The 15,379-nt window shown below is 47.4% G+C and carries 1 protein-coding gene; it reads left to right on the top strand.

Features of this window, described 5'->3' with window-relative positions:
• Positions 1-194 precede the first annotated feature (194 nt).
• A complete protein-coding gene (locus IHV80_RS21840) occupies positions 195-15,344 on the top strand; it encodes a tandem large repeat (RefSeq protein ID WP_192890949.1) in 15,150 nt (5,049 codons plus the stop codon).
• Positions 15,345-15,379 lie beyond the last annotated feature (35 nt).

The raw sequence follows: 15,379 nt of genomic DNA, 5'->3' as shown, positions 1-15,379 counted from the left end.
TTTTTGCATGTTATTTTAGTTCATTCCTTCGTAATGACTGGTTAAAGGTATAGGGTGTGTTTTTAGAGTGATAAAAAACAAACCTTTCACCTTTTGATTTAGATAAATTGTACTTTACAAGTAGTTATTGTGTCATGTTGAGAAAATCTTAGACGATAATATAATCGCGGCAAAATATACTCTGCCAGAATACTATGTTCACTAAAAATACGCTGAAATCAACATTAGGTCTTATTGTTACGTCGTTTATCTTAAGCGCATGTGGCGGTGGGGAAGGTGGAGGTGATAATACCCCGCCAGCAAGGAATACCGGAAGTATCTCAGGTAACGTTTTTGACGCTCCTGTGAGCGGTGCGAAAATTGAGGTGTTTGAATACAAGGATGGAAACCTAGGTAGGAAGTTAGCAAGTACGACTTCCGATGCTTTTGGTGACTACAAGGTTGAATTTGAATCTTCATCGATGCCACTTTTCATCGTTGCAAAAGAAGGCAGTTATACCGATCCCTTAACGAAAAATACAGTGTCTGTTAGTAACGGTAAAACACTGCGTTTAGAAGCTATGCTCAATTACAAAGAAGGTCGTGATCAAAGCTTAATGCTGACCCCTTTAACGAACATAGTATCAGGCTTAACTCAATACAAAGTAGGCAGGGGAGTGTCAGACTCTACTGCTATATCAGAATCACTAAATAGCATTAACGATATGTATGGTTTCGATGTCAATGAAACCACTCCGATCGACATAACCAAAGGTGGTCAAAGTAGTTTTGCTACATCTGGTCACCAATATGGTGCTTTGTTAACCGCTTATTCTTCTTATTCGTATGACTTAATTCAAACGTACGGTGATACACAGAGTAATATTTACACATCTATGCATTTGGCTGATATCCAGTATCGAGATGTCATTGCCGATGGTCTTCTTGATGGGCTGGAAATAAGTTCTGTGTCTGGAGGGGTAACCCCTTTGACCTTCGGTCAACAAAAAGTCTCTAGTGAAGTTTACACTAACGATTTGGCGCAGCATGTTCTAATTGTCGTCAATGATCCTAACTTAAATATTTCAGGAACGGATGCAGACGACTATGTTGAATTTAGTCGTAAGATTAATGACCAAGGTACTAACAGCGGTACTGGTGGTGTGATCCCACCTCGTGACGAAACCGAAATTGATACCGAAGCGCCTACAGTGTCTAGAACAGACAGTGATGTATTGGCAGGTCTCGATAAAGTGGATATTAAGATCAATGATGAAATTGGTGTTCAAGGTGTTTCAGCGTACCTTGAATATCAATTGGATGGTGTCTGGTCGCTTGAGGGTCAGTGTGACGATGAACAAACTTCGGATAGCGAGTTTTGTTTCTTGGAATTTAACGGCTTTGAATCTGGTCTTCGAGAAACAAGCATTAAAGTAAGCGTAGACACAAAAGCCATTGACGCGGTAGAAGTTGATTCGGATACGGAACTCTCAAATGTAACTGCGGCACGTTTGGTTTTTTATACGACTGATGTCTTAGGTAATGAATTAATTCAAGGGCGAGATGTTGGCCATTATGTGGATTTTGAGTGGGACAACAATGCGCCGGTAATTGAGGTAACTTCAGAAGAAACTTTCAATGGCAAAGATGATTACTATTTTCTTAGAGGAATTATAAAAGAAGATTATCAAAATATTGAATCAACGACGGTAAGAATCAATGGAGAACTGCCTAAAAATTTAGAATGTAAGCCGATGAACGCTGAGTTTGGTAGCGCTTGTAGCTTCGAAGAGAGCTATCCAGCAGCGGACTTTTCATCATCAACAACATCATTTGAAATTACGGCGACAGATACGCAAGGGAATGTAGGAATAGAGCCACATACAGTAACTAAGGATGATCAAGAGCCAGCTCAAGATATTACGTACCCAGAAGGGACCTCGATGGCATTTGTAAATGTCGATGTGGATGGGGAAAGGACGACATACGAAGGCGCATATACCCAAAGTACCTATACGTCAGAAAGTGTGCAATCGAGCCGCGACTATCTGAAAATTGATTTCATGTACGCAAGTACAGGTCTTCAAGGCTCACTTAGTGGGGTTGAGTTTGATGATTTCAAAGTAAACTTGCTTAAAGAAAATAACATCCCTTACGTACGAGTAAGAGTTTCGGATATCAGTTCCGAGTCTGCTTTGGGTTCAAGCGCAGATAAGTTAACGCTTTCTGTCAAGTATTATGTAAGCCAAAACAATGACGGTACATACGCTTTTCAGAAAACGACGGAAACTAAAGCATCTACAGATAAATATTTAGCGAAAATTCCCCACGAAGAAATTCTCAATAGTAGTGGCCATGTAAGTGAAATCATTTACTACGTTCCATTTGTGAAAGAAATTTTGGGAGAGAGTTTTAAATCTGTTTCTGAAAATGCAGGCCAAAAGCTCGTTATACAAACCATCGACGAATCAAACAACAAAAGTGCCGTTCAAGAAGTTTACTTTCGCAGTAGTTTTGACCTACCCACAATGACTGTTATTACTCCATTTATTGGTGCTCGAGTGCAACTTGAAGGTTTGGGTTCGAGCGGAGAATTTACGTCATTAGCAAATTGTACCACTATTCAACAGCTAGAAATTGACAACTCTCCAGCACTTGATGTTGCGAGTTGCGAAGCGACAACAGATTTAGTCAACTATGACTTTATGCGAGTTCGGTTAATCGGTATCGATGGTAATACGCAACCGCATTACTACAAGTGGAAGAGTGACCCTGGTTCACAATCAGAACAAGTGAACTTAAATAGCGCGAATATAGGAGCTTACTTCAAACTAAATGGTTCTAAGACTTTTTATATTACCGAGCTAGCAACATACCAAACCGGACTGTTTGACTCTCAGTGGAATCAAGTTGAAGCTGGAAACAAGACTCCTGAGAATGCCGCACGAATTTTAGACGACGTACAAAATGCTCTCGCTGGTGGAAGCGACTCATTCTTTGGTTTCGACCCAACGATCGTTTCGTATGCAACGAATGAAATGTTGAAAGGTGCTATTCCGGAAAAACTGCCTAATAATTACATTCATAGGTTTTTAGTAGAAGCGATTTACGACATTACCCAAGTAAACAATATGCTACTAAGTAACTCTGTTGATTTTGCTTCCGCAATTTATGATGACTTGCAGTACGATGGCCAAGCTAACGGTATTGGTAGTGGGGGTAAAAAAATAGTTCTAGATTCATATGAATTTAGCTCAAAGTCTTACCGTAATGACTTAGCGCAATCGTACTATAACATTATGACTGAAAAGTATGGTGTAGCAGCTAACCTAGCTCAGAGATACGCCGACCAGATATCAATGGCGAACCCAAGCCTAGATGGCGAACAGATTATAGACGGTGATGTCGAAAGTATTGATAAATCACCGCCTCAACCTTCGCTAAGTATTGAAAATGGCCGAGAAACATGGGTTGGAAATAAACGTTACGTTGCTGGGGTTTTAAATTCGCAGATTCTTTTGGAGGATCCATCTGGCATTGTAGTAGAAGAAGGCAGTCAGCCATCATTTGTTACTATGTGGTATGAAAAAACTGAACCGAATACGGGAACCCCAATTGACCTTAATATTCGAGAGTCAGGTGGTGATAGTTATAAAAAAGAGTATTTATTTACCCTTAATACCGAGTCGTCAAATCTCACAGGTATTGACAAGTTTGAGCTTATAACGAGTGCAATGGACGAGCATGGAAATAGCTATGGTTACAATGGGGATGATCCCCATATAGAAACCCTATATATCGATAATGATTATCCTTTGGTTACTTACACTCCCCCGATTGGTGGTGACGACAACCCGGTCGAAGAGGGCGTCTACCTGAACACCAATTATGATCAAGAACTCACCTTTACAATTGAAGATCCTGTAGGGGATAAACTGGATAAGCGCGGCCTAACTTTCTATAACGCGGGCACAGGTGTAACCAATAGTTATGATTCCAATGATTTTTCAAGTAATACAGAAAAACAGTTTAAGGTAAAACTATGCTCTGGAGACAAATGTCTTGAAGGCGGCGATATTATTAGTCCAGAAGATGGTGATTGGACTGTATATGTGAATGCTGAAGACAATTTGTCTAATATAGTTAACCGTCAGACGACCAATGCCCCTCAATTTAGTGTGTTACTTGATTCAAAAGGTCCGGTAGTAAACGGATCTAAAATTGCCAACCATCTGGGTGGTAACTCAAGTTGGGTTCCTGATATTACTTGGAGTTTAAGCCCGGGAAGCTTGGTTAAAGTCGAAATGAAGCCAGAGTCTGGAAGGCGTTTCACTTTACAACAGTACGAAACCGAACCTGAAGAGAGTACTGAGCCGTATCTCTTCGGTATTCAGCCTAATGTAGAGGTGAGACTAGTTGCAGATGCATTTAAATATAATGAGAAAAACTTTTTCTACGTAACAGCAACAGACAGCTCTTCTCCATCGGGTACACATAGTGGTGAATTTGAATTCTTAGTCGACAATAAGGGGCCAGTAATTGAACTTGCTGACCCGTGGGTAATAGATACAAACTCCGGTGAAAGCTATGTTCTTGGTAACAACTTTACGGTGAAGCTTACGTCAGTATCTGACGATTCTGACGTATCTAAAGTTGAACTTTGGCAACAAGATCAAGTGGCTGCAATACGTTCAATTGACCCCAAAGATCCAACGCAGCCTTTTGATATCGTAATTACAGAGACACAAAGTGACGCTATCGTAATTGGCGAAGACAAAAAGGCGAACCTGTACCTTAAAGCTATAGACGAATATGGATTTGAATCTAAAACAGAAATTAGAACTATTCTGCTAGATCGTGAAGGTCCATCACTAAAGTTAAATGGGTTTGATCCGGAAAGTTTCTATCTTGGTAATTATGTATTCAACCTTTCTGCTCAAGACTTAAATGACAGGGGAACACCATCGTCAGAGGGTGTTAACAAAGAAACATTAGAGTATTGGACTTTTAAAGAAAACCCGTCTGATGCAAGCACCTTAGTTGGTGATGAAATGAAGATTCCTTTAGCTGGTGAAAACGATGGCAATAGTGCAATTCGCACAATCAGATTAGGTGGTTCGGACATTAGAGGAAATACGACAATCGTAGATTATGCGGTTAAAGTTCAGAACTCAATGCCCACCATTAAATCAGTGGTCTTCACATATGAAGATGGTACGCCAGTTTCTTCTGGTGGCCAGATACAAATTACTCGTAATGAACCTGTAATTATCAGTATTGATGCTGAAGATGAGAGCGGAGTCCCGTTAGTTGAAGGTACTTATAAATATGGTGAACAAACCAACAGTATCTCATTTTCTCAGAAAGACGGCTTATGGGAAGCTAGGTTGACAGAGGCCGATCTAACGGAAGACGGAGCCTATCAACTGGAGTTCAAAGTTTATAATAATGTTCGCTATAACTCAGAACAAGAAAGGCCGTCTGAAACAAGGTCAGAAAGTATCAATGTGCAACGTCAAGGTGTTGCTCTGTCAATCGCAAAACCGACTGACTTCCAAAGTCATATATCGGGAAGTACCCTTAATGTTGAATTTGGCCCTGCGGGTGATGTAAAAGCAAAAACATTAGAATGTTGGGTGAGAGAAAATTACACCTCAGACGGTGTGCCGGAAGATGGTTCGAACAATGCTTATTCAGGTGTAATCACTAATCCTCAAGAAAATTATAAGTGTAGCATTACAACTGATGTGAATATGTCTGTTTCACCTGTGGTTTTGATAACTAAAACAGTCGGAACGAATGACACTGAAACAGTCAATAAATTCAGCTTTAATATGATGGATATCGATGTCCCAACGGTTGAACAGGACACATATCAATTTACTGGTAATGACGTTGGTTTGAACGACAAAGGTGAGAAAATTTTGAGCTTAACATTGAGCTTCAAAGACAATCTTTCTGGTGTGGATATTAGTGATGGTAATGAGCCATTATTAATAAGAAACCGATTAAACATGTCTTTTGAACCAAATAGCTGTAGCTCGAAATTGGGTATAACGACCTGTTCGTATACGGGGTTGTATACCGATATCCTCTCTCCGGGGGCGTTGCAGCATTTATACACGATTAAGAACTTGTCTGATATCGCCGGAAACTTAGGTTCGGATCATGCGTTAGAGTTATTGCTTCCAGCCCGGGGCGATTTAGAAATCGCCATTACTAGCCCCGTTAAAGATACTATTGTTCGAGGTGAGACTCTTGAAATGAATTTCAAGGTAAAGGTTGGACAAAATTCTGATCTGGAAAATATCGTCGTGACTCTAGATGATGCCTCATACAATCTAAATGATAACCCAGAGAACTTTGGCCCTTTCATTAAGTGCGAGGATGACTATTCTTGCTCTACGTTTACCGCGCCATTAGATGACAAACTAGATGGTCAAATTATTACGCCCAAAATCCAAATTATTGATGTATGGGGTGAATCAAAAAGCGATGAAGTCAGCGTAATGGTCGATAATAGCAAGCCAAATATTGACGACTCTGTATCCCTCAAAGAATCCCCGGATGATGTTAACTTGGTTAGATTTCAGTTTTCTGTGTGGGATGAAGGTAGCGGTATAGCAAAGGTTAAGTACACAATAGTTAATCCTAAATATATATTTGATAAAGATGACGTTGGCGACAGTTCACACCTTTATTTTGATCTTCCAAAAACTGAGTTAGAAGAGTTGAATTCGATACGAGTCAATGTCGAAGCAACGGACAATGTAGGTTGGACTCAAAATAAGACGATTGATATTGACATTAGGATACCAACTATTGATTTGGCTTTTGATGGAATAACAAGCTTACAAGGGGGGAAACTTGCTTTTACCAATGACAGCCAAGCGTTCACCATTACTTCTGATGAGGGAGAGGATGTAAAGGCTGCTAGCTATACTATAGATTTGGTTCCAGTTTCAGGTAGCACAATTAAGTTTTCTGGAAAAATAGCCTCTTCAACAGCTTCAGATACGATGACTTTTGATATCGATGCTCAAGCTGAGTATATGCAAAAAGTAACCGTAACCGATTCTATCGGGCGAGTCATTACCGACGTTAATGTGCTCAATAAGACTTACGATGCTGAAGGCATTGCGTCCATTGTTGATTACCAAGCTCCGGTCATTTCAAGTATCACTAGTAGTCAGGATTCGATGATTCCGGAGGTGGGGCAATATTATTTGGATGTAAGAGCATACGTCTTCGATAAAAATCTAAGCAGTGTTAATTCTACGGCGGACAACGGTACCGATGCCCCGGTAAATCCACAGTCAATTGAAGAACCGCCCAAAGACGGTGACCCTTACTTGATACGTTATCTTTTATCTCCTGGCGATTATCTAATAAATGTAACGGCAGACGATTTAGTTGAACACCAGACCGAGAAGTCACTAAATGCAAAAGTTGAAGCTGCAAGTATTCCTGAGTTAACAATATCAACGACAGCGTCAATGCCTTTGGCTGGTGGAGTCGAAATTCCTATTTCGTTTACCTTTACTGAAGAGGTTAACAAGTTTGAATTTTCAGATGTCGAAATTAAAGCAGATGATGACAATGATATAGGCGAGCTGAAGCAAGCATCATGGATTACAACAGACAATATAACTTGGACGGTCAATTACATAACGCCTGAAAAACAGGACAAAAACATAACCATACGGGTCGGTGATAATAGTTACGAAAGCGTAAACACTATCCCCGGAACAGGGGATAGTTTAGTTATGGGGGTCGAGGGTGTACTGCCAACGTTGTCTAACGCGACATTTGACCCACTACATCAGGGAATAGGTAAAATTGTAAAAGTAATTCTTGAGTTCGATAAAGAATTACAAGAAGCAACCGCAATGCTTGGTGAAAATGAAGTTAGCTCCTTGACTGTAACGGCCGACAAGAAAGTTTGGGAAGGTAATGTTCAAGTACCGGATACCAATGAACTAGCTGTGGGTTTGATTGTAAGCCAGTATAAAGATTTGGTGGGTAACGTGGGTGCGCAAGACAGCACGTATTCGCTACCGATTACGCCAACCTTGGACATCACCCCGGTAGGCAGTGTGGACGGCAGCAATGCCGCTGACTTGGCCTTCTTAGGCACCTCAACCCGTTTTGATGGTCAAGGGCTCAGCCTGGAAGTGAAAGCGCAAGGCAGTGATGCGGTATTAAAAAGTGGCAACGCAACCGTAGCAAGCGGTGGGGCTTGGAGCAGCAGTACCGTTGACATCAGCGATCAACCGAATGGCAGTTACACCGTCGTTGTGACGGGCACCAACGCTTCTGGTGTTGAGGTGACGCAAAGCGCGAGCTTTACGGTCGCGCAAGCGGTGCCGACGTTAACGAGCGCGACATTCAATCCGCCGCACCAAGCGATGGGTCAGAGCGTCTCGGTCAGTCTTAAGTTCGATAAAGCGCTGCAAGCGGCCAGTGCTGAGTTGGGTGGCAAGGCCATCCCACTGACGCAGAGTGCGGACGCCAGCGTGTGGACGGGCGATGTCTCAGTCGCGATGTCGTCTGATTTGACGGTGGGTTTGGTGGTGAAAGATTACCAAGATTCATCGGGTAACGTAGGCGTGCAAGACAGCACACATTCGCTGCCGATTACGCCAACCTTGGACATCACCCCGGTAGGCAGTGTGGACGGCAGCAATGCCGCGAACTTGGCCTTCTCAGGCATATCGACCCGTTTTGATGGTCAAGGACTTAGCCTAGAAGTGAAAGCGCAAGGCAGTGAGACGGTATTAAAAAGTGGCAACGCGACCGTAGCAAGCGGTGGGGCTTGGAGCAGTAGTAGCGTTGACATCAGCGATCAACCGAATGGCGCGTACACCGTCATTGTGACGGGCACCAACGCTTCTGGTGTGGAGGTGATGCAAAGCGCGAGCTTTACGGTCGCGCAAGCGGTGCCGACGTTAACGAGCGCGACATTCAATCCGCCGCACCAAGCGATGGGTCAGAGCGTCTCGGTCAGCCTTAAGTTCGATAAAGCGTTGCAAGCGGCCAGTGCTGAGTTGGGTGGCAAGGCCATCCCACTGACGCAGAGTGCGGACGCCAGCGTATGGACGGGCGATGTCTTAGTCGCGACGTCGTCTGATTTGACGGTGGATTTGGTGGTGAAAGATTACCAAGACTTATCGGGTAATGTGGGTGTGCAAGACAGCACGTATTCGCTACCGATTACGCCAACCTTGGACATCACCCCGGTAGGCAGTGTGGACGGCAGCAATGCCGCTGACTTGGCCTTCTCTGGCACCTCGACCCGTTTTGATGGTCAAGGACTTAGCCTAGAAGTGAAAGCGCAAGGCAGTGATGCGGTATTAAAAAGTGGCAACGCAACCGTAGCAAGCGGTGGGGCTTGGAGCAGCAGTACGGTGGACATCAGCGATCAACCGAACGGCAGTTACACCGTCGTTGTGACGGGCACCAACGCTTCTGGTGTGGACGTGACGCAAAGCGCGAGCTTTACGGTCGCGCAAGCGGTGCCGACGTTAACGAGCGTGACGTTTAACCCCACACACCAAGCGATAGGTCAAAGCGTCTCGGTCAGCCTTAAGTTCGATAAAGCGTTGCAAGCGGCCAGTGCTGAGTTAGGTGGTAAGGACATCCCGCTGACAAAGAGTGTGGATGCCAGCGTGTGGACAGGGGATGTCTTAGTCGCGACGTCGTCTGATTTGAATGTTGATTTGGTGGTGAAAGATTACCAAGACTTATCGGGTAATGTGGGTGTGCAAGACAGCACGTATTCGCTACCGATTACGCCAACCTTGGACATCACCCCGGTAGGCAGTGTGGACGGCAGCAATGCCGCTGTCTTGGCCTTCTCAGGCACCTCGACCCGTTTTGATGGTCAAGGGCTCAGCCTGGAAGTGAAAGCGCAAGGCAGTGATGCGGTATTAAAAAGTGGCAACGCGACCGTAGCAAGCGGTGGGGCTTGGAGCAGCAGTACGGTGGACATCAGCGATCAACCGAACGGCAGTTACACCGTCGTTGTGACGGGCACGAACGCTTCTGGTGTTGAGGTGACGCAAAGCGCGAGCTTTACGGTCGCGCAAGCGGTGCCGACGTTAACGAGTGCGACATTCAATCCGCCGCACCAAGTTATTGGTCAGAGCGTCTCGGTCAGTCTTCAGTTCGATAAAGCGGTGCAAGCGGCCAGTGCTGAGTTAGGTGGTAAGGCCATCCCACTGACGCAGAGTGTGGACGCCAGCGTGTGGACAGGGGATGTATTGGTTGCGACGTCGTCTGATTTGACGGTGGGTTTGGTGGTGAAAGATTACCAAGACTTATCGGGTAATGTGGGTGTGCAAGACAGCACGTATTCGCTACCGATTACGCCAACCTTGGACATCACCCCGGTAGGCAGTGTGGACGGCAGCAATGCCGCTGACTTGGCCTTCTCTGGCACCTCGACCCGTTTTGATGGTCAAGGACTTAGCCTAGAAGTGAAAGCGCAAGGCAGTGATGCGGTATTAAAAAGTGGCAACGCAACCGTAGCAAGCGGTGGGGCTTGGAGCAGCAGTACGGTGGACATCAGCGATCAACCGAACGGCAGTTACACCGTCGTTGTGACGGGCACGAACGCTTCTGGTGTTGAGGTGACGCAAAGCGCGAGCTTTACGGTCGCGCAAGCGGTGCCGACGTTAACGAGTGCGACATTCAATCCGCCGCACCAAGTTATTGGTCAGAGCGTCTCGGTCAGTCTTCAGTTCGATAAAGCGGTGCAAGCGGCCAGTGCTGAGTTAGGTGGTAAGGCCATCCCACTGACGCAGAGTGTGGACGCCAGCGTGTGGACAGGGGATGTATTGGTTGCGACGTCGTCTGATTTGACGGTGGGTTTGGTGGTGAAAGATTACCAAGACTTATCGGGTAATGTGGGTGTGCAAGACAGCACGTATTCGCTACCGATTACGCCAACCTTGGACATCACCCCGGTAGGCAGTGTGGACGGCAGCAATGCCGCTGTCTTGGCCTTCTCAGGCACCTCGACCCGTTTTGATGGTCAAGGGCTCAGCCTGGAAGTGAAAGCGCAAGGCAGTGATGCGGTATTAAAAAGTGGCAACGCGACCGTAGCAAGCGGTGGGGCTTGGAGCAGCAGTACGGTGGACATCAGCGATCAACCGAACGGCAGTTACACCGTCGTTGTGACGGGCACGAACGCTTCTGGTGTTGAGGTGACGCAAAGCGCGAGCTTTACGGTCGCGCAAGCGGTGCCGACGTTAACGAGTGCGACATTCAATCCGCCGCACCAAGTTATTGGTCAGAGCGTCTCGGTCAGTCTTCAGTTCGATAAAGCGGTGCAAGCGGCCAGTGCTGAGTTAGGTGGTAAGGCCATCCCACTGACGCAGAGTGTGGACGCCAGCGTGTGGACAGGGGATGTATTGGTTGCGACGTCGTCTGATTTGACGGTGGGTTTGGTGGTGAAAGATTACCAAGACTTATCGGGTAATGTGGGTGTGCAAGACAGCACGTATTCGCTACCGATTACGCCAACCTTGGACATCACCCCGGTAGGCAGTGTGGACGGCAGCAATGCCGCTGTCTTGGCCTTCTCAGGCACCTCGACCCGTTTTGATGGTCAAGGGCTCAGCCTGGAAGTGAAAGCGCAAGGCAGTGATGCGGTATTAAAAAGTGGCAACGCGACCGTAGCAAGCGGTGGGGCTTGGAGCAGCAGTACGGTGGACATCAGCGATCAACCGAACGGCAGTTACACCGTCGTTGTGACGGGCACGAACGCTTCTGGTGTTGAGGTGACGCAAAGCGCGAGCTTTACGGTCGCGCAAGCGGTGCCGACGTTAACGAGTGCGACATTCAATCCGCCGCACCAAGTTATTGGTCAGAGCGTCTCGGTCAGTCTTCAGTTCGATAAAGCGGTGCAAGCGGCCAGTGCTGAGTTAGGTGGTAAGGCCATCCCACTGACGCAGAGTGTGGACGCCAGCGTGTGGACAGGGGATGTATTGGTTGCGACGTCGTCTGATTTGACGGTGGGTTTGGTGGTGAAAGATTACCAAGACTTATCGGGTAATGTGGGTGTGCAAGACAGCACGTATTCGCTACCGATTACGCCAACCTTGGACATCACCCCGGTAGGCAGTGTGGACGGCAGCAATGCCGCTGTCTTGGCCTTCTCAGGCACCTCGACCCGTTTTGATGGTCAAGGGCTCAGCCTGGAAGTGAAAGCGCAAGGCAGTGATGCGGTATTAAAAAGTGGCAACGCGACCGTAGCAAGCGGTGGGGCTTGGAGCAGCAGTACGGTGGACATCAGCGATCAACCGAACGGCAGTTACACCGTCGTTGTGACGGGCACGAACGCTTCTGGTGTTGAGGTGACGCAAAGCGCGAGCTTTACGGTCGCGCAAGCGGTGCCGACGTTAACGAGCGTGACGTTTAACCCAACACACCAAGCGATAGGTCAAAGCGTATCGGTCAGCCTTAAGTTCGATAAAGCGTTGCAAGCGGCCAGTGCTGAGTTAGGTGGTACGGTCATCTCGCTGACGAAGAGTGTGGATGCCAGCGTGTGGACAGGGGATGTATTGGTTGCGACGTCGTCTGATTTGACTGTGGGTTTGGTGGTGAAAGATTACCAAGACTTATCGGGTAATGTGGGTGCACAAGACAGCAGACACTCAATGCCTATTACGCCAACCTTGGACATCACCCCGGTAGGCAGTGTGGATGGCAACAATGCCGCGAACTTGGTCTTCTCAGGCACCTCGACCCGTTTTGATGGTCAAGGGCTCAGCCTGGAAGTGAAAGCGCAAGGCAGTGATGCGGTATTAAAAAATGGCAACGCAACCGTAGCAAGCGGTGGGGCTTGGAGCAGCAGTACGGTGGACATCAGCGATCAACCGAACGGCAGTTACACCGTCGTTGTGACGGGCACGAACGCTTCTGGTGTTGAGGTGACGCAAAGCGCGAGCTTTACGGTCGCGCAAGCGGTGCCGACGTTAACGAGCGTGACGTTTAACCCAACACACCAAGCGATAGGTCAAAGCGTATCGGTCAGCCTTAAGTTCGATAAAGCGTTGCAAGCGGCCAGTGCTGAGTTAGGTGGTACGGTCATCTCGCTGACGAAGAGTGTGGATGCCAGCGTGTGGACAGGGGATGTATTGGTTGCGACGTCGTCTGATTTGACTGTGGGTTTGGTGGTGAAAGATTACCAAGACTTATCGGGTAATGTGGGTGCACAAGACAGCAGACACTCAATGCCTATTACGCCAACCTTGGACATCACCCCGGTAGGCAGTGTGGATGGCAACAATGCCGCGAACTTGGTCTTCTCAGGCACCTCGACCCGTTTTGATGGTCAAGGGCTCAGCCTGGAAGTGAAAGCGCAAGGCAGTGATGCGGTATTAAAAAATGGCAACGCAACCGTAGCAAGCGGTGGGGCTTGGAGCAGCAGTACGGTGGACATCAGCGATCAACCGAACGGCAGTTACACCGTCGTTGTGACGGGCACGAACGCTTCTGGTGTTGAGGTGACGCAAAGCGCGAGCTTTACGGTCGCGCAAGCGGTGCCGACGTTAACGAGCGTGACGTTTAACCCAACACACCAAGCGATAGGTCAAAGCGTATCGGTCAGCCTTAAGTTCGATAAAGCGTTGCAAGCGGCCAGTGCTGAGTTAGGTGGTACGGTCATCTCGCTGACGAAGAGTGTGGATGCCAGCGTGTGGACAGGGGATGTATTGGTTGCGACGTCGTCTGATTTGACTGTGGGTTTGGTGGTGAAAGATTACCAAGACTTATCGGGTAATGTGGGTGCACAAGACAGCAGACACTCAATGCCTATTACGCCAACCTTGGACATCACCCCGGTAGGCAGTGTGGATGGCAACAATGCCGCGAACTTGGTCTTCTCAGGCACCTCGACCCGTTTTGATGGTCAAGGGCTCAGCCTGGAAGTGAAAGCGCAAGGCAGTGATGCGGTATTAAAAAATGGCAACGCAACCGTAGCAAGCGGTGGGGCTTGGAGCAGCAGTACGGTGGACATCAGCGATCAACCGAACGGCAGTTACACCGTCGTTGTGACGGGCACGAACGCTTCTGGTGTTGAGGTGACGCAAAGCGCGAGCTTTACGGTCGCGCAAGCGGTGCCGACGTTAACGAGCGTGACGTTTAACCCAACACACCAAGCGATAGGTCAAAGCGTATCGGTCAGCCTTAAGTTCGATAAAGCGTTGCAAGCGGCCAGTGCTGAGTTAGGTGGTACGGTCATCTCGCTGACGAAGAGTGTGGATGCCAGCGTGTGGACAGGGGATGTATTGGTTGCGACGTCGTCTGATTTGACTGTGGGTTTGGTGGTGAAAGATTACCAAGACTTATCGGGTAATGTGGGTGCACAAGACAGCAGACACTCAATGCCTATTACGCCAACCTTGGACATCACCCCGGTAGGCAGTGTGGATGGCAACAATGCCGCGAACTTGGTCTTCTCAGGCACCTCGACCCGTTTTGATGGTCAAGGGCTCAGCCTGGAAGTGAAAGCGCAAGGCAGTGATGCGGTATTAAAAAATGGCAACGCAACCGTAGCAAGCGGTGGGGCTTGGAGCAGCAGTACGGTGGACATCAGCGATCAACCGAACGGCAGTTACACCGTCGTTGTGACGGGCACGAACGCTTCTGGTGTTGAGGTGACGCAAAGCGCGAGCTTTACGGTCGCGCAAGCGGTGCCGACGTTAACGAGCGCGACATTCAATCCGCCGCACCAAACGATGGGTCAGAGCGTCTCGGTCAGTCTTAAGTTCGATAAAGAGTTGCAAGCGGCCAGTGCTGAGTTGGGTGGCAAGGACATCCCGCTGACGCAGAGTGCGGACGCCAGCGTGTGGACGGGCGATGTCTCAGTCGCGACGTCGTCTGATTTGACGGTAGGTTTGGTGGTGAAAGATTACCAAGACTTATCGGGTAACGTGGGTGCGCAAGACAGCACACATTCGCTGCCTATTACGCCAACTATTAGCATCTCTGCGATCAACAGCGGTAATGATGTTAACGAATCAGAGTCACCCACGCTGATTCTTGATGGTACTACGGTTCGTTTTTCCGAAGGAGATAAGTTGAGCTTGAGTGTCACGGACAGTGGGGGAGTTAAAGTTTCAGATGCTGAGGTGCTGGTTGGTGAAAACGGAGTTTGGCAATATGAACTGACTCTTGATCCAATCGAAGGTGGGTCTGTGACGGTGTCACTACATGGCGCCAATGCACTTGGAGCCGATGCTATTTTGGTTGAATCTACATTTACATTAAATAAGGATGCGAGCGCTGTAGTGGTCGTAGTGCCAAGCTTATTACGACAACTGCTTATTTACGACAAGGGCACAAAACTAGCAACGTAACGCTAATCGTCATATGGAAGATTAGACAAAGGTCT

Origin of the sequence: Vibrio bathopelagicus, from assembly GCF_014879975.1 — a bacterium.
Lineage (GTDB): Bacteria > Pseudomonadota > Gammaproteobacteria > Enterobacterales > Vibrionaceae > Vibrio > Vibrio bathopelagicus.
The sequence above is the reverse complement of the archived record's forward strand: the minus strand, read 5'-3'. Positions and strand labels throughout refer to the sequence as shown.

Excerpts from the sequence above, each read along its gene's own strand:
- IHV80_RS21840 (WP_192890949.1), top strand. The coding sequence starts at position 195 with ATGTTCACTAAAAATACGCTGAAATCAACATTAGGTCTTATTGTTACG.